At 55.8% G+C, this 17,856-nt stretch carries 14 protein-coding genes, 1 tRNA gene and 1 pseudogene; 1 reads left to right on the top strand and 15 read right to left on the bottom strand.

Annotated features, from left to right (window positions below; genetic code table 11):
• From ASD54_RS26515 to rpsL, 4 genes are all read right to left on the bottom strand, one after another.
• Nucleotides 1-98, bottom strand: a 98-nt coding sequence (locus ASD54_RS26515) for a GTP-binding protein (protein ID WP_032451213.1), incomplete at its 3' end; no start/stop codon positions are given.
• A 72-nt stretch (nucleotides 99-170) separates the two neighbouring features.
• Nucleotides 171-2,270 carry an elongation factor G gene (fusA, locus tag ASD54_RS06815; RefSeq protein ID WP_062553873.1) on the bottom strand — a complete coding sequence of 700 codons (2,100 nt, stop codon included), beginning with the start codon at nucleotides 2,268-2,270 and terminating at the stop codon, nucleotides 171-173.
• 33 nt (nucleotides 2,271-2,303) lie between these two features.
• Complete coding sequence (gene rpsG, locus ASD54_RS06810; protein ID WP_062553872.1) at nucleotides 2,304-2,774, bottom strand: 30S ribosomal protein S7; 471 nt, start codon at nucleotides 2,772-2,774, stop codon at nucleotides 2,304-2,306.
• Nucleotides 2,775-2,846: 72 nt separating this feature from the next.
• A complete protein-coding gene (gene rpsL, locus ASD54_RS06805) occupies nucleotides 2,847-3,218 on the bottom strand; it encodes a 30S ribosomal protein S12 (protein WP_003507760.1) in 372 nt (123 codons plus the stop codon).
• A gap of 478 nt (nucleotides 3,219-3,696) precedes the next feature.
• Here rpsL and ASD54_RS06800 point away from each other — a divergent pair, with 478 nt between their 5' ends.
• The gene (locus ASD54_RS06800; RefSeq protein WP_062553871.1) at nucleotides 3,697-3,990 is read left to right on the top strand and encodes a hypothetical protein; all 294 of its coding nucleotides are present in this window, start codon (nucleotides 3,697-3,699) and stop codon (nucleotides 3,988-3,990) included.
• 119 nt (nucleotides 3,991-4,109) lie between these two features.
• Here ASD54_RS06800 and rpoC read toward each other — a convergent pair whose 3' ends face one another.
• From rpoC to tuf, 11 genes and pseudogenes are all read right to left on the bottom strand, one after another.
• Nucleotides 4,110-8,321, bottom strand: a complete 4,212-nt coding sequence (rpoC, locus tag ASD54_RS06795) for a DNA-directed RNA polymerase subunit beta' (protein ID WP_062553870.1) — start codon at nucleotides 8,319-8,321, stop codon at nucleotides 4,110-4,112.
• A 175-nt stretch (nucleotides 8,322-8,496) separates the two neighbouring features.
• Nucleotides 8,497-12,636 (bottom strand): DNA-directed RNA polymerase subunit beta, encoded by a 4,140-nt coding sequence (rpoB, locus tag ASD54_RS06790; protein ID WP_062553869.1) that lies wholly within the window; start codon nucleotides 12,634-12,636, stop codon nucleotides 8,497-8,499.
• 260 nt (nucleotides 12,637-12,896) lie between these two features.
• Nucleotides 12,897-13,274, bottom strand: a complete 378-nt coding sequence (gene rplL / locus ASD54_RS06785) for a 50S ribosomal protein L7/L12 (RefSeq protein WP_062553868.1) — start codon at nucleotides 13,272-13,274, stop codon at nucleotides 12,897-12,899.
• A 60-nt stretch (nucleotides 13,275-13,334) separates the two neighbouring features.
• Entirely contained in the window at nucleotides 13,335-13,853 is a 519-nt protein-coding gene (gene rplJ, locus ASD54_RS06780) for a 50S ribosomal protein L10 (protein ID WP_062553867.1), read from the bottom strand.
• 348 nt (nucleotides 13,854-14,201) lie between these two features.
• Nucleotides 14,202-14,897 carry a 50S ribosomal protein L1 gene (gene rplA / locus ASD54_RS06775; protein ID WP_062553866.1) on the bottom strand — a complete coding sequence of 232 codons (696 nt, stop codon included), beginning with the start codon at nucleotides 14,895-14,897 and terminating at the stop codon, nucleotides 14,202-14,204.
• Nucleotides 14,898-14,899: 2 nt separating this feature from the next.
• The gene (rplK, locus tag ASD54_RS06770; protein ID WP_062553865.1) at nucleotides 14,900-15,331 is read right to left on the bottom strand and encodes a 50S ribosomal protein L11; all 432 of its coding nucleotides are present in this window, start codon (nucleotides 15,329-15,331) and stop codon (nucleotides 14,900-14,902) included.
• A gap of 143 nt (nucleotides 15,332-15,474) precedes the next feature.
• Nucleotides 15,475-16,005: a transcription termination/antitermination protein NusG gene (gene nusG / locus ASD54_RS06765; protein ID WP_062553864.1), complete on the bottom strand. Its 531-nt coding sequence runs from the start codon at nucleotides 16,003-16,005 to the stop codon at nucleotides 15,475-15,477.
• A 16-nt stretch (nucleotides 16,006-16,021) separates the two neighbouring features.
• The gene (gene secE / locus ASD54_RS06760) at nucleotides 16,022-16,222 is read right to left on the bottom strand and encodes a preprotein translocase subunit SecE (RefSeq protein ID WP_062553863.1); all 201 of its coding nucleotides are present in this window, start codon (nucleotides 16,220-16,222) and stop codon (nucleotides 16,022-16,024) included.
• A 183-nt stretch (nucleotides 16,223-16,405) separates the two neighbouring features.
• Nucleotides 16,406-16,481, bottom strand: a tRNA-Trp gene (locus ASD54_RS06755).
• Nucleotides 16,482-16,694: 213 nt separating this feature from the next.
• Nucleotides 16,695-17,465: a glycosyltransferase gene (locus ASD54_RS06750; RefSeq protein WP_062553862.1), complete on the bottom strand. Its 771-nt coding sequence runs from the start codon at nucleotides 17,463-17,465 to the stop codon at nucleotides 16,695-16,697.
• Nucleotides 17,466-17,711: 246 nt separating this feature from the next.
• Nucleotides 17,712-17,856: pseudogene (gene tuf / locus ASD54_RS26070) on the bottom strand (elongation factor Tu); the annotation flags it as partial.

The following is a 17,856-nucleotide window of genomic DNA, read 5'->3' as shown; positions in this document are numbered from 1 at the left end:
GTGATCGCTGCCGTCAGAGACGTCTTGCCATGGTCAACGTGGCCAATCGTGCCGATGTTCACATGCGGCTTGGTACGCTCAAACTTGCTCTTTGCCATTTCAGGCTCTCCATCATAGCCCCAAGATATGGGGGTAATACCTAAGTTGTTTCGTTCAAAGGGTTACCCCGGTCACTTCTGACCGGAGTACTTTGCCTGAATTTCCTGAGCCACGTTGTTCGGGACAGGTGCGTAATGATCGAAGACCATCGAATACTGCGCGCGGCCCTGAGACATGGAGCGCAGGTTGTCGACGTACTTGAACATGTTCGCCAGCGGCACATGCGCGTTGATCACGATCGCAATGCCGCGCTGTTCCTGGCCCTGAATCTGACCACGACGCGAGTTCAGATCGCCGATAACGTCACCGACGTAATCCTCAGGCGTAACAACTTCCACCTTCATCATCGGCTCAAGCAACTGAGCACCAGCCTTCTTGGCAGCTTCACGGAAGCATGCACGCGAAGCGATTTCGAAGGCGAGAACCGACGAGTCAACGTCGTGGAAGGCACCGTCGATGAGCGTCGCCTTGACGCCCAACATCGGGAAGCCAGCCAATGGGCCAGAAGACAGGACGCTTTCGATACCCTTCTGAACGCCCGGGATGTATTCCTTCGGAACTGCACCACCGACGATCTTCGACTCGAACTTGAAGTCTTCGCCATCCGGGTTCGGTTCGAAGACGATCTTGACGCGCGCGAACTGACCGGTACCACCGGACTGCTTCTTGTGCGTGTAATCTTCTTCGTGCTGACGCGTGATGGTTTCACGGTAAGCAACCTGCGGAGCGCCAACGTTGGCTTCAACCTTGAATTCGCGACGCATACGGTCGACGATGATGTCGAGGTGAAGTTCGCCCATGCCTGCGATGATGGTCTGACCGGATTCCTGGTCTGTCTTGACGCGGAAGGACGGATCTTCTGCTGCCAGACGGTTCAGGGCCAGGCCCATCTTTTCCTGGTCGCCCTTGGACTTCGGCTCGATCGCGATCTGGATGACCGGCTCGGGGAATTCCATGCGCTCAAGGATAACCGGCTTCAACGGATCGCAAAGCGTATCACCCGTTGTGGTTTCCTTCAGACCAGCAAGCGCAACGATGTCGCCCGCGAAGGCTTCTTCGATGTCTTCGCGGCTGTTCGAATGCATCTGGAGCATACGACCGACACGCTCACGCTTGTCCTTGACCGTGTTGATAACCGACGAACCCTTTTCGAGCTTGCCGGAGTAAATACGAGCAAACGTCAGCGAACCGACGAAGGGGTCGTTCATGATCTTGAACGCAAGCATGGAAAGCGGCTCGGAGTCATCTGCATGACGCTCGATTTCAGCTTCCGTCTTGAAGTCGATGCCCTTGATCGCCGGAATGTCGAGCGGCGAAGGAAGGTAGTCGACAACGGCGTCGAGAAGAGGCTGAACGCCCTTGTTCTTGAATGCGGTACCGCAGAACATTGGATGGAACTTGACGTCGATCGTACCGCGACGAACGAGTTCGCGGATCTTGTCGTTGTCAGGCATCTCGCCGTTCAGGTAGGCTTCCATCGCTTCTTCGTCGATCTCGACAACAGTCTCGATCAGCTTTTCGCGATATTCAGCAGCCTTGTCCTTCAGATCGTCCGGAATCTCAACGACGTCCCACTGAGCGCCGAGAGATTCGTCGCGCCATACGAGAGCATTCATCTCGATCAGGTCGACAACGCCCTTGAACTCGGTTTCAGCACCGATCGGGAGTTGCATGACAACTGCCGTCGCGCCAAGACGAGTCTTGATCATTTCAACCGAGCGATAGAAGTCAGCGCCGGTCTTGTCCATCTTGTTGCAGAAGATCATCCGCGGGACGTTGTACTTTTCAGCCTGACGCCAAACAGTTTCCGTCTGCGGCTCAACGCCAGCGTTGGCATCGAGGAGAGCGATCGCACCGTCGAGAACGCGCAGAGAACGTTCTACTTCGATCGTGAAGTCAACGTGTCCGGGCGTGTCGATGATGTTGAACCGACGCATCTTGCCATCACGACCCTTCCAGAAGGTGGTCGTCGCAGCAGACGTGATGGTGATACCACGCTCCTGCTCCTGCTCCATCCAGTCCATGGTCGCGGCGCCGTCGTGAACTTCGCCGATCTTGTGCGACTTACCGGTGTAATACAGGATACGCTCGGTGGTCGTGGTCTTGCCGGCGTCGATGTGCGCCATAATACCGAAATTTCGGTAGTCTTCGATTTTATACTCGCGAGCCATAGGACTGCCTTTCGAACTTCGATCGGATGAAGATTACCAACGGTAATGCGAGAACGCGCGGTTCGCGTCGGCCATCTTGTGAGTGTCTTCACGCTTCTTAACGGCGCTACCACGGTTGTTTGCTGCGTCGAGCAGTTCGCCCGACAGACGGTCAACCATAGTCGTTTCATTGCGCTTGCGCGCAGCAGCGATCAGCCAGCGAATTGCCAGCGCCTGACGGCGCTCGGGACGTACGTCAACCGGAACCTGATACGTTGCACCACCAACGCGGCGCGAACGAACTTCTACGTGCGGAGCAACATTCTCCAGCGCCTGATGGAAAACCTGCAGGGGCTCCTGCTTCGACTTTCCCTGGACTGCATCGAACGCACCGTAGACGATGGTTTCGGCAACAGACTTCTTGCCATGCAACATGATGGCATTCATGAACTTCGTGACAACCAGATCGCCGAACTTTGGATCCGGATTGATCTCACGCTTTTCTGCTTTATGACGTCTTGACATACTTCTGTCTCTTTATCTGGCTGAACGCCCTAGTACGCGGAGGACCTCGCGTGGCGCCGCTGACTGAATTGATTACTTAGGACGCTTCGCGCCGTACTTGGAGCGACGCTGCTTGCGGTTCTTCACGCCCTGCGTATCGAGAACACCGCGGATGATGTGGTAACGCACACCTGGCAAGTCCTTTACGCGGCCGCCACGGATCATGACGACAGAGTGCTCCTGGAGGTTATGGCCTTCACCCGGGATGTAGCCGATGACTTCGAAGCCATTGGTCAGACGGATCTTGGCAACCTTACGCAGAGCCGAGTTAGGCTTCTTCGGGGTCGTTGTATAAACGCGAGTGCAAACGCCACGCTTCTGTGGATTTTCCTGCAGAGCAGGAACCTTGTTGCGCTTAACCTGTGCCTGGCGAGGCTTGCGGATCAGCTGGTTTACGGTAGGCATATACCCATCCCTTACAATAATTGTTTCAAGACCCTCGCGGGCCAATCTCACACCGTGTCCGGCCCCGCGCACATTTCCACATGCACAAAACGTGGCCGACCCGAAATTCCGGATTGACCACCCAAGGCAGAGGACGCATCACCTGCGTCATGCGTGCAAATTCGTGTCTTCAACGTGCGTTATGGAACCTTGCTTGAAGCCATGTTGCGAACGAGTCGTCCTCAACGGGTAAGCTTCACATCGCTTCCGATGCGGGGCGTTTACTGTTTTACCCTGTAGACGTCAAGGCCGAAATCGGTATTTACCCCGGAAGCCCCTGGATTCACGGGTTGGAGCGCCCAATATCCCCGAATAGAACCGATAATCTATTCGTTAAGGTGAATAACCAATACACATGCGAATGGCCGTGGTAATCAGCCACTCATCACTGTAATGCGAAGACGACTCGCTCAATTGACCCGTGCTGGAGGTTTGCCACATGATCACGGAACCAGATAACGACAACAATTCCGATAAGCCAATGGTCTTCATCATTGTCGGCAAAGGATACGAGGCCAAGGAAAGTGAAGGAATCGAACTTCACATCCTGCTCCGAGCCCCTGACGATGATACGGCAGTACGGGAAGCCCTGAACGCTCTGTCCGAAGAAGGATTTATGGAGGCCGATCTCGATCAAATCGGTATCATCACCGAAGAGCCGATCGAGGAGCCACACGCCTCTGCCTATCAGGGTGCATTGGAAGGCGAAGTGTCGATCATTCGTTTCGACTGAACTCACAATAACGATCATGAATAAAGGCGCCTGGAATATCCGGGCGCCTTTTGTATTTTGATACTGGATGTATGCGGTGGGCGTGAGTGCCGGCGGATAACGCCGGCACTCGAACCTGATTACTCACCAGCCGGCAGGTTCTCTCCCGACAATTCCTGCAGCATCGGTGTTGCTACACCCGCACCAGTGCTCTTGCGACGCTCATCAAGGATCATCTCGTCACGCGATGTTGCGATACGGCGGATCTGCGTCATCGTGCCGCCGGTACCAGCCGGGATCAGGCGACCAACGATAACGTTTTCCTTCAGGCCCTGCAGGGTGTCCATCTTGCCCGCGATGGCAGCTTCCGTGAGAACCTTTGTGGTTTCCTGGAAGGATGCCGCGGAGATGAAGGACGGCGTCTGAAGCGAAGCCTTCGTGATACCCAACAGAACCGGATCGCCGTAAGCTGGCTTCTTGCCCTCTTCCGCCAGACGCTCGTTAACCTCATCAAGCTCGATGCGATCAACGTTGTCGCCGACGATGTACTGGCTGTCACCAGAATCCGTGATCTCAACCTTCTGAAGCATCTGGCGAACGATCACTTCGATGTGCTTGTCGTTGATGACAACGCCCTGCAGACGATAAACTTCCTGGATTTCGTTCACGAGGTAAGAAGCCAAAGCTTCCACGCCCTTGATCGCCAGAATGTCGTGCGGCGCAGGATTGCCGTCGAGGATGTAGTCGCCCTTCTCGATGTAATCGCCGTCCTGCAAGTGGAAAGGCTTGCCCTTCGGGATCAGATATTCGACTGGCTCTACACCGTCCTCAGCAGGTTCGATCATGACGCGACGCTTGTTCTTGTAGTCGCGGCCGAGGCGGATCGTACCATCAATCTCAGCGATGATGGCGTGATCCTTCGGACGACGCGCTTCGAACAGTTCGGCAACACGCGGCAGACCACCGGTGATGTCTTTTGTCTTGGCGCTTTCCATCGGTACGCGAGCGAGAACATCGCCTTGGCTTACCTTCTGGCCCGGTTCTACCGAGAGAATGGCATCAACCGAAAGCATGTAGCGTGCGTCACCGCCGCGCGACAGCTTCTGGATATTGCCGCTCGCGTCCTTGAGAACGATTGCAGGCTTGAGGTCCGTACCACGCGGGGTAGAACGCCAGTCAATAACCTGACGCTTGGTAATACCCGTGGATTCGTCCGTCGATTCCGAAACGGAGATGGAGTCAACGACATCTTCAAACTGGATGGTACCAGACACTTCCGTCAGCATCGGACGTGTGTATGGATCCCACTCAGCCAAACGCTGACCGCGCTTCACCTTGTCGCCGTCATCAACGAACAGCTTCGATCCGTAGGCAACGCGCTGCGAAGAACGCTCCACGCCACGCTCGTCCAAAATCGTGACTGCCATGTTGCGGCCCATGGCAACGAGGTTGCCATCCGAGTTGCGCAAAGCATTGCGGTTCTTGATCTGGATCGTACCTTCGTAGGACGCTTCCAGGAACGACTGGTCGACCACGTTAGCCGTACCACCAAGGTGGAACGTACGCATGGTCAGCTGCGTGCCTGGCTCACCGATGGACTGTGCAGCGATAACGCCGACGGCCTCACCCATGTTGACCGGCGTACCGCGCGCCAGATCTCGACCGTAGCAGACCGAGCACACGCCTGTCTGGACTTCGCAGGTCAGAGCAGAGCGGATACGGACGGACTGGATACCAGCCTTTTCGATTTCGATGACGTCAGGCTCGAGGATCATCTGGCCAGCCTTGACCAGATTCTCGCCAGTGACCGGATTGTCGATATCGTCAAGCGCCGTACGTCCCAGGATACGAGCACCCAGGGATGCAACAACCTGACCGGCGTCGACGATTGCCGTCATGGTCAGGCCCTTGTCGGTTCCGCAGTCAACCAGGTTGACAATGCAGTCCTGTGCCACGTCAACGAGACGACGGGTCAGGTAACCGGAGTTTGCGGTCTTAAGAGCCGTATCTGCGAGACCCTTACGAGCACCGTGAGTCGAGTTGAAGTACTCGTTAACGGTCAGGCCTTCCTTGAAGTTCGAAATGATCGGGGTTTCGATGATTTCGCCAGAAGGCTTCGCCATCAGACCACGCATCCCGCCAAGCTGACGCATCTGGTTCGGAGAACCACGAGCACCGGAGTGCGACATCATGTAGATCGCATTCATCGGCTTCTGACGGCCCGTTTCCGGGTCGAATTCCACCGCCTTGATGCGTGCCATCATGTCTTCAGCAACCTTTTCGGTTGCCTTGCCCCAGGCATCAACGACCTTATTGTACTTCTCACCCTGGGTGATCAGACCGTCGTTGTACTGCTGCTCGTATTCCTTCACCAGGGTCTCGGTATCGCCGACGATCTTCGCCTTCGTTTCCGGGATGATCATGTCGTCCTTGCCGAACGAGATACCTGCGCGGCAAGCATGGGTAAAGCCGAGCTGCATGATGCGATCGCAGAAGATGACCGTGTCCTTCTGACCGCAATGGCGATAGACCGTATCGATCATCTTAGAGATGTTCTTCTTGGTCATTTCCTGATTGCAGATATCGAAAGGAACGTTGACGTTCTTCGGGAGAAGTTCGCCGATGATCATGCGACCGGGTGTGGTTTCGTAGATCTTCGAGACCGGATTGCCATCCGCATCCACGGTCTTGAACCGACCCCGGATCTTGGCATGCAGGGTTACAACCTTGTTCTCCAGCGCATGATGCAGTTCGCCCATGTCGGAGAAGGCCATCCCCTCGCCCGGCTCATTCTGGTTCTGGATCGACAGATAGTACAGACCGAGAACCATGTCCTGTGACGGAACGATAATCGGCGCACCGTTTGCCGGATGCAGAATGTTGTTCGTCGACATCATGAGCACGCGCGCTTCAAGCTGGGCTTCCAGCGAAAGCGGTACGTGAACAGCCATCTGGTCACCGTCGAAGTCGGCGTTGAAGGCCGTGCAGACGAGCGGATGCAGTTGGATGGCCTTGCCTTCGACCAGGATCGGTTCGAAAGCCTGGATACCAAGACGGTGAAGCGTCGGTGCGCGGTTCAGGAGAACCGGATGCTCGCGAATGACCTCGTCAAGGATATCCCAGACTTCCGGCTTTTCCTTTTCAACCAGCTTCTTGGCCTGCTTGACGGTGGAGGAATAACCCTTCGCGTCAAGACGGGCGTAGATGAACGGCTTGAACAGCTCGAGCGCCATCTTTTTCGGAAGACCGCACTGGTGCAGCTTCAGTTCCGGACCTGTCACGATAACAGAACGGCCGGAGTAATCGACGCGCTTGCCGAGCAGGTTCTGACGGAAGCGGCCCTGCTTGCCCTTCAGCATGTCGGACAGCGACTTCAACGGACGCTTGTTCGCACCAGTGATCACGCGGCCGCGACGGCCGTTGTCGAACAGCGCGTCTACAGATTCCTGCAGCATGCGCTTTTCGTTACGGATAATGATGCCCGGTGCGCGCAGTTCGATCAGGCGCTTCAGACGGTTATTACGGTTGATCACGCGGCGATAAAGATCGTTCAGATCAGACGTCGCAAAACGACCGCCATCCAGCGGAACCAGCGGACGCAGGTCCGGCGGGATGACCGGTACGACCTTCATGATCATCCATTCAGGACGATTGCCGGACTCGATGAAGTTCTCAACAATCTTGAGGCGCTTCATAAGCTTCTTCTGCTTCAGATCGGACGTCGTGTCCGCCAGATCCGAACGCAGGTCGCCGGCCAGCTTCTCAAGGTTCATCGACGCGAGCATTTCGTAGATCGCCTCAGCGCCAATCATGGCGGTGAACTGATCTTCGCCATATTCGTCGATCGCCAGCATGTATTCTTCTTCAGAAAGAAGCTGGTTTTCCTTCAGAGCCGTCAAACCCGGCTCGGTGACGATATAGTTTTCGAAATACAGAACGCGCTCGACATCCTTCAGCGTCATGTCCAGCAGCGTCGCGATGCGCGACGGCAGGGACTTGAGGAACCAGATGTGAGCTACAGGCGCGGCGAGCTCGATATGGCCCATGCGCTCGCGACGAACGCGCGACAACGTGACTTCGACGCCGCACTTTTCGCAGATGATGCCCTTGTACTTCATACGCTTGTACTTGCCGCACAGGCATTCATAGTCCTTGATCGGACCAAAGATGCGCGCGCAGAACAGACCGTCGCGCTCCGGCTTGAACGTACGATAGTTGATGGTCTCCGGCTTTTTGATTTCGCCGTAGGACCAGGAGAGAATCTTCTCGGGCGACGCGATCGAGATACGGATCGAGTCGAAATGCTGCGCAGGAACCTGCGGATTGAAAAGATTCATGACCTCTTGGTTCATGCCTATCTCCTTATGGGGCCTAAGCCCTCAATATGCGATTTGTGCAACCAGTAGAACCCGGGGCGGCCACACATCGCCAAAAACGGTCATAGCCGCAAAATGCGGCGATTTTCCTCTCCTACCGTCTCGGCAGGTAGAGGATGGCGCGCGCAAGCGGCGCGCGCCTCGTTTTTAATTATTCAGCCGCGTCAGGAAGCTGACCGGAACCATCCGCCGCGTCGAGTTTGGAGTTTTCAAGCTCCACTGACAGACCGAGCGAACGCATTTCCTTGACGAGAACGTTGAAGCTTTCCGGAATACCGGCTTCGAAGGTGTCGTCACCACGGACAATCGCTTCGTAAACCTTGGTACGGCCGGCAACGTCGTCCGACTTGACCGTCAGCATTTCCTGCAGGGTGTAGGCAGCGCCGTAGGCTTCAAGAGCCCAGACTTCCATTTCCCCGAAGCGCTGACCACCGAACTGAGCCTTACCACCAAGCGGCTGCTGGGTGACAAGCGAGTAAGGGCCAATCGAGCGAGCGTGGATCTTGTCATCGACCAAGTGGTTCAACTTGATCATGTACATGTATCCGACAGTCACCTTGCGGTCGAAGGGCTCACCGGTACGTCCATCGTAGAGGACGGACTGACCCGACTCATGGAGACCCGCCTTCTTCAGCATCGCAGCAACATCAGGCTCGTGAGCGCCGTCGAAAACAGGCGTCGCGATGGAAACACCGCGCTTGGCTTCTTCAGCGAGCTTGACGAGCGAGTCGTCGTCGAAACGAGCGACTTCGTCATGCGACTCACTCGCATAGATCTCAGTCAACTCGTTGCGAAGCTCGGTAATGTCCATCGTCTTGCGATACTCTTCGAGCATCTCGCCGATCTTCTTACCCATGCCCGCGCAAGCCCAGGCCAGATGCGTTTCCAGGATCTGACCAACGTTCATGCGCGACGGCACGCCGAGCGGGTTCAAGCAGATGTCAACATGCGTGCCATCTTCCAGGAACGGCATGTCTTCAACCGGAACGATGCGGGATACAACACCCTTGTTTCCGTGACGGCCGGCCATCTTGTCGCCTGGCTGGATCTTGCGCTTCACGGCCACGAAGACCTTGACCATCTTCATGACGCCCGGAGGCATTTCGTCGCCGCGCTGAACCTTTTCGACCTTATCCATGAAACGCTGTTCAAGGCGAGACTTGGATTCGTCGTACTGACCACGCAGAGCTTCGATCTCGGCCTGGACCTTTTCGTCCTCAACCGCAAACATCCACCACTGCGAACGCGGATATTCCGAAACGATCGCGTTGGAAAGCTCGACACCCTTCTTGAAGCCCTTCGGACCGGCGACGGACACCTGTCCACGAAGCATGTCGATCAAACGACCATAGACGTTACGATCGAGGATCGCCTGCTCGTCATCACGGTCCTTCGCGAGGCGTTCGATTTCCTCACGCTCGATCGCCATCGCACGTTCATCCTTTTCAACGCCGTGGCGGTTGAAAACTCGAACTTCCACGACGGTACCGAACGTACCAGGCGGCATGCGCATCGAAGTATCGCGAACGTCGGAAGCCTTTTCACCGAAGATGGCGCGAAGAAGCTTTTCTTCCGGTGTCATCGGGCTTTCGCCCTTCGGCGTGATCTTGCCGACGAGAATATCGCCAGGCTGAACTTCCGCACCGATGTAAACGATGCCAGCTTCGTCGAGGTTCTTCAGCGCTTCTTCCGAAACGTTCGGAATGTCACGCGTGATTTCTTCCGGGCCGAGCTTCGTGTCACGCGCCATGACTTCGAATTCTTCGATATGGATCGATGTGAACACGTCGTCAGAGACGATGCGTTCAGACATCAGGATCGAGTCTTCGTAGTTATAGCCGTTCCAGGGCATGAACGCGACGAGTGCGTTGCGACCCAACGCCAGATCGCCAAGATCCGTCGACGGACCATCCGCAATGATGTCACCGCGAGAGATCACATCGCCGACCGTTACCAGCGGACGCTGGTTGACGCAGGTGTTCTGGTTGGAGCGTTGGAACTTCTGGAGGCGATAGATATCGACACCTGACTTGCCAGCATCCAGATCTTCGGTCGCACGAATAACGATACGCGTTGCGTCGACCTGATCTACCACACCACCACGGCGGGCCGCGATGGCAGCACCGGAGTCGCGTGCAACGACAGGTTCCATACCGGTTCCGACAAACGGTGCTTCAGCTCGTACCAACGGCACGGCCTGACGCTGCATGTTCGAGCCCATGAGAGCACGGTTGGCGTCGTCGTTTTCAAGGAACGGAATGAGAGCCGCTGCGACCGAAACCAGCTGCTTCGGCGAAACGTCCATCAGGTTGATGTTGTCGCGCGGGGCAAGCATAACTTCGCCGGAGTGACGGCAGACAACGAACTCGTCCGAGAAAGCACCGTCCGATGTCAGTGTCGCATTGGCCTGAGCGACGTAGTACTTCGCTTCTTCCATTGCCGACAGATAGATAACGTCGTTCGTGACCTTACCATCGACAATCTTGCGGTACGGGCTCTCAATGAAGCCGTACTTGTTGACGCGAGCGAAGGTTGCGAGCGAGTTGATCAGACCGATGTTCGGACCTTCCGGCGTTTCGATCGGGCAGATACGGCCGTAGTGCGTCGGATGAACGTCGCGAACCTCGAAGCCCGCACGTTCACGTGTAAGACCACCTGGACCAAGAGCCGAGAGACGACGCTTGTGGGTAATTTCCGAAAGCGGATTTACCTGGTCCATGAACTGCGACAGCTGCGAGGAACCGAAGAATTCGCGAACGGCAGCGGCAGCAGGCTTCGCGTTGATCAGATCCTGCGGCATGACCGTATCGATCTCGATCGACGACATGCGCTCCTTGATCGCACGTTCCATGCGCAGCAAGCCGAGACGATACTGGTTTTCCATCAACTCGCCGACCGAGCGAACTCGACGGTTACCGAGGTTGTCGATGTCGTCGATCTCGCCCTTGCCGTCGCGAAGCTCAACAAGCATCTTGACAACGGCCAGAATATCTTCCTTGCGCAGCGTGCGGACGGTATCCGGGCAATCCAAGTCCAGACGCATGTTCATCTTGACGCGACCAACGGCCGACAGATCGTAACGCTCCGCATCAAAGAAGAGCGAATTGAACATAGCTTCCGCCGACTCCATGGTCGGTGGTTCACCCGGGCGCATGACGCGATAGATGTCAAACAGCGCGTCCTGGCGGTTTTCGTTCTTGTCCGCCGAGAGCGTGTTGCGGATGTAGGCGCCGACATTGATATGGTCGATGCCGAGGACCGGGATTTCGTCGAAGCCGGAATCCAGGATCAGCGCAAGGCTCTTCTCGTCCAGCTCATCACCGGCCTCGAGATAGATTTCACCGGTCTCGTAGTTGACGATATCTTCAGCGAGGAAGTTGCCATAGAGGTCGTCGTTCGAAGCCTTGAGAGCCTTGAGACCCTTGTCGGTCAACTGACGAAGCAAACGAGGCGTCAGCTTCTTGCCAGATTCGACGACAACTTCGCCCGTATCGGCGTCGATAAGGTCTGAGAGGGTCTTGGCACCCTTCAACGTCTCAGGCTGGAACGGGATGCGCCAGCCGTCACCATCGCGCTGATAAGAAGACTTGGTGTAGAAGGTCGAAAGAATGTCTTCACCGTCCATGCCAAGCGCCATCAAGAGCGAGGTCACCGGCAGCTTGCGACGACGGTCGATACGCGCATAGACGATATCCTTGGCATCGAACTCAATGTCCAGCCAGGAACCGCGGTAAGGAATCACGCGAGCAGCAAAAAGCAACTTGCCGGAAGAGTGGCTCTTGCCCTTGTCGTGGTCAAAGAACACACCTGGCGAACGATGCATCTGGGACACGATGACGCGCTCGGTACCGTTCACGATGAACGTACCGTTATCTGTCATCAAGGGCATGTCGCCCATATAGACGGACTGTTCCTTGATGTCCTTGATCGACTTGGAGCCTGTATCCTCATCAATATCAAACACGATCAGGCGCAGCGTCACCTTCAGCGGCGCAGCATAGGTCAGGTCACGCTGACGGCATTCTTCCACGTCGAACTTCGGCGGTTCGAATTCGTAGGAGACGAACTCCAGCATTGAAGCGCCAGAAAAGTCCGTGATCGGGAACACGGACTTGAAAACGGCGTTAAGCCCCTCATCGGGGCGCCCACCTGCTGGCTCTTCGACCATCAGGAACTGATCGTAGGATGCCTTCTGGACCTCGATGAGGTTGGGCATCTCAGTGACTTCGGGGATCTTTCCGAAAAACTTGCGTACGCGCCTGCGACCGTTGAACGAAAGGGTCTGAGCCATCGTCGCTCCTTCAAAAAATATGCATCCGGGCCTGCAACGGACGGGTCTCGCTGGCCAGTCGACCCCGTCAGATCAATGGGTGGATCAAACTCGTTTCGCCTATCGAACCGCCAGCCGGATTGCCGTACGCCGCGAAGGGAAACCATCCTCTTGAAGAACCCATTACCCAAAAGCCGTTTCACCGGCTTTTGGGTAATCAGGTCCACAGAAAACGCCAATAAGAGAGGGCGAAGACGCCCTCTCTTACCGATTTTTCGAAATTACTTGACGTCAACCTTGGCGCCAGCGTCTTCGAGCTTCTTCTTGATGTCAGCAGCTTCGCCCTTGGAGACGGCTTCCTTGACAGCCTTCGGAGCGCCTTCGACGAGGTCCTTGGCTTCCTTGAGGCCGAGGCCGGTGATGCCGCGAACTTCCTTGATGACGTTGATCTTGTTGGCGCCAGCGTCAACTAGGATTACGTCGAATTCAGTCTTTTCTTCTTCAACAGCAGCCGGAGCAGCAGCGCCGCCAGCAGCAGCAACAGCTACAGGAGCAGCTGCAGAAACGCCCCACTTCTCTTCCAGCAGCTTGGAAAGCTCAGCAGCTTCCAGAACGGTCAGAGCGGAGAGGTCTTCAACGATCTTAGCGAGATCAGCCATTTTCTTAAGTCCTTTTGTGTTCGGTTCGAACTGGTTTGTTTGTTACAGCGAAAAACCGCCTCAAGCGGCTTCGTCCTTCTTTGCGTAGGCCGCAAAAACGCGGGCGAGCTGTGCTGCCGGTGCCTGAACAACACCTGCAATGCGAGTAGCCGGGGTCTGAATCATACCCAGCAGCTTTGCACGCAGTTCGTCCAGCGAAGGCAGGGTCGCAAGCGACTTGACGCCTTCCGCGTTAAGCGTGGTCGAGCCCATGGCGCCACCCAGAACAACGAGCTTGTCGTTGGTCTTGGCGAAATCCATGACGACCTTCGGAGCCGTAATCGGGTCGGCGCTGTATGCGATCAGCGTCTGGCCCTTGAAGAGATCTACCATCCCTTCGGACTCCGTGCCCTGAAGAGCGATCTTGGCCAGACGGTTCTTCGCGACTTTGACGGTGCCGCCAGCTGCGCGCATCTTCGAACGAAAGTCGTTCATTTGCGCAACTGTAACACCAGCATAGTGGGCCACGACAACCGAACCAGAAGCCTTGAAGACTTCGTTCAGCTCCGTGACGAATTCGCGTTTTTCCGCTCTTTCCACTGTCTGTCTCCAGTTGACAGGACCGATCAAAGGATCGGGACCTGCCGGGTTGCCTTTGCCACTTGGGACCTTATTGCAAAATCCCGAGCAGCGCTCGAGGATCCTGTCCCCCCGCACGTAACCGGTATGGTTACGGCACAAGGCACATCAGGTTCGAACCGGAACCCTCAGGGGCGCATCGCGCGCGCCTGTCGATAATCCAGATCTTACCCGTCTCATGCAGGTCAAACGATTAAGGTCGAAACCACCCGCAATCTCGGACAGGAATTCCGGGTTTCCCCGGATTTTCCGGGCCCGGAGGCCCGAAAATTCTTTGCGACGGTCAGCAACAAGCCGACCATCTTAAAATCAAGCGAGAACCGTCGAAGGCTCTACGCGCACGCCCGGACCCATGGTCGAGGACAGTGCAACACGCTTAACGTAGTTGCCCTTGGCGCCGGCCGGCTTTGCCTTGACGACGGCATCAGCGAACGCCTTGATGTTTTCTTCCAGAGCCTTGGCGTCGAAGGAAGCCTTGCCGATACCGGCATGGATGATACCAGCCTTCTCGACGCGGAACTCGACTGCGCCACCCTTGGAGGCCTTGACTGCGCCTGCGACGTCCATGGTTACCGTACCGACCTTCGGGTTCGGCATCATGCCACGCGGGCCGAGAACCTTACCGAGACGGCCAACGAGCGGCATCATGTCCGGCGTTGCAATGCAGCGATCGAAATCGATCTTGCCGCCCTGAACGATCTCGACGAGATCTTCAGCGCCAACAACGTCCGCACCGGCTGCCTTGGCTTCATCAGCCTTGGCGCCACGAGCGAAAACGGCAACGCGAACGTCGCGACCAGTGCCGTTCGGCAGATTGACAACACCGCGAACCATCTGGTCAGCGTGACGCGGGTCAACACCAAGGTTCATGGCAATTTCGATTGTCTCGTCGAACTTTGCAGTTGCACGGTCCTTGACGAGAGAGATTGCGTCGGAGAGGGCGATCAACTTGGTAGGATCGATACCTTCGCGAACCTTCTGAATACGCTTTGCTACCTTAGCCATGATCAAGCCACCACTTCCAGGCCCATGGAGCGGGCAGAGCCCTCAACCATCAGCATTGCGCCTTCAACGTCAGCCGCGTTGAGATCCTTCATCTTGGCTTCAGCGATCGCGCGGACCTGAGCCTTGGTGATGGTACCGGCCTTGGCACCCTTACCAGGCGTCTTGGATCCGGACTGGATCTTTGCTTCCTTCTTCAGCCAGTACGTAACCGGCGGCTGCTTCATAGCGAAGGTGAAGGACTTGTCCTGGTAATAGGTGATGACGACCGGGATCGGCATACCCTTTTCCATTTCCTGCGTAGCGGCATTGAATGCCTTGCAGAATTCCATGATGTTGATGCCGCGCTGACCAAGTGCCGGGCCGATTGGCGGAGACGGGTTTGCCGATCCTGCCTTGACCTGGAGCTTGAGCTGGCCTGCTACTTTCTTAGCCATTTCTCTGCCTTTCCAATTGAACCGGTTACCCGGCCCTCAATGCCAACATGCGAATGCTGGCGGCTGCGGTTGCGTGGTCAGGAACTTGTCGCCCGGCTAAGGCGCCTCCTCCCACGCGCATGGGGAGAACCTCCCCTTCTCGATCAGACCTTTTCGACCTGACCGTATTCCAACTCGACGGGCGTCGCACGACCGAAGATGGAAACCTCCACCTTGAGGCGAGACCGCTCTTCGTCGACATCCTGAACGATACCGTTGAACGAGGCGAACGGACCATCAGAAACACGAACCTGCTCACCAATCTCGTAGGAGATGGACGACTTTGGCCGCTCAACACCTTCTTGGACCTGACCAAGGATACGGTCTGCTTCATGGTCCGGAATCGGAACCGGCTTATTATCCGATCCGAGGAAACCCGTCACCTTAGGAGTGTTCTTGATCAGGTGATAAGCTTCGTCCGTCAGGTTGGCGCGGACAAGCACATAACCCGGAAAGAACTTCCGCTCGCTATCGACCTTGCGACCGCGACGAACCTCAACGACCTTCTCTGTCGGCACCAGGATCTTTTCGAAAAGATGCTCAAGCCCCTTCTGGCGAGCCTTCTCCTCGATCGATTCCGCAACCTTCTTCTCGAAATTCGAATAAGCGTGGACGATGTACCAACGTGCCGCCATCTTCATCTCCACTCAATCAAGCGCCGATAGACAGCACGAGGCCAATAAGCCAACCAATCAATTGGTCTGCCGCAAAAAAGAACAGGGCAGCAAATATGACCATGACAAGGACCATTGCCGTGGAGATCATCGTCTCACGACGCGACGGCCATGTAACCTTTGCCGTTTCAGCCCGCACCTGCTGGAGAAACGTAAATGGATTTGTTTTGGATGCCATGTCTGCCCACGCAATTACGGCGCGTAAAGCTGATACTATTCAGCCCCACGCACCGCGTGTCTGTTTGAACCCTACATAAACACCGTCTTTCCATCTGACAAGTGGAAAAACAGCATCCGATTAATGCCTTTGTAACGAAACTCCCGATCCGCCTGCTGAATGATTGCGCGCCGATCAAGGGAGTGGCAGGGGCAGAGGGGCTCGAACCCCCGACCTGCGGTTTTGGAGACCGCCGCTCTACCAACTGAGCTATACCCCTATTCCCGTTCTTCAAGGTTGCCCTTGAAAAGCATGGCGCTCCTTTAAGACGACTGATTGGACTTGGCAAGTGGGTTTGTGATTTTCCTCACAAATTCCGGTTTTCTCGTCGAGATAATTCCTGGAGGGCACAGCATGTATGCGTCGTGTTGATCCAGTTTTGCCGTGGAGGCCTTGGACGCCGTCGCTCAAGGCTCAAGGACCCTGATTGGGGTTACTTGAGGCGCTGTTTGCGTCGCAAATGGTCGACTCGACGAGTGATCGAATTTTTCCATTTTCGCATTGTACGCATTGAAAAAAAGCGATTCGCTTTTCCCAAAAGGGTGAGAAAGCTCTTCTGCTCGACAGGTGTGTAGTTACTGCGCTCCCAACCGAGGTGGTCAACGCCCGCGTCGACCAGCCAGCCCATGATTCGGCCCTGATTCTTGTAGTGAAGACTAAGAGCCGATTCGCTATTGAACGCCGCATAGCCGCCCGGCAGAAGCTTGTAGTCGGACAATCGCTTTACCGTAGGATTGAAAGTAAAGCTGAACCAAACGTGATGAGCCAGTGGGCCGACTTTTCGGTGCGCTGCCGGTTGTCCGAAAATAGGCAGGCGTCGAATGTTCGCAGGCATGTCCTTATCGGACCTGAGAGAAACGAGAAGCAGGTCGTCATCCGCCTTCAGAACATCCAGCGCCTGCCGTACCACGCCGGGCTTGGGAAACTCCCAATCGTCTTCAAGATGGAGAATGTAAGGTGTCGTCACACAAGCATAGGCTTTGTCAATCGATCGGTGCTGGCCGATGTTATTGCCGTTCACAATAAACCTGAGAGGCTGCCCGGGATAACGAGCGGCTATTTTCTCGACCTCAACCTGGTCCGAATCTTCAATGACGATGAACTCATGAAGCGGATAGTCGTTTGAAGCAAAAAAGCTATCGAGGGTCTTCACGAGCAAGTCATGCCGACGACAACTCGTCAAAACCACAGTCAAATCCGACATACGCTTCCCCATCATCCTCACTGGCCGCGCCTTCGCGTAGGATGAGCTTCGGATACTGTCAATTGAATATTGCCAAAGGCGCTGCAAGGTAGTGTCAGAGCGCTCAACTGGGCCAATCGTGCGACTGCAATCATCCAAGCGGCCTAGGATATCCGCCTTCAAACGAAAAAACCGGGCGACCGTTTCAGGCCACCCGGTTTTTCAATTGATCATGGTGAGGAGATCAAGTTCCCTCCCCTTGTCTGATTACTCGATGATCGAGGCGACGATGCCAGCGCCGACGGTACGGCCACCTTCGCGGATCGCGAAGCGCAGCTTTTCTTCCATCGCGATCGGAACGATCAGCTCAACGTCAACGGTTACGTTGTCGCCAGGCATAACCATTTCCGTG

It is taken from the genome of Rhizobium sp. Root149 (genome assembly GCF_001427345.1).
GTDB lineage: Bacteria > Pseudomonadota > Alphaproteobacteria > Rhizobiales > Rhizobiaceae > Neorhizobium > Neorhizobium rhizoryzae.
This window is presented reverse-complemented; position numbering and strand designations above follow the sequence as displayed.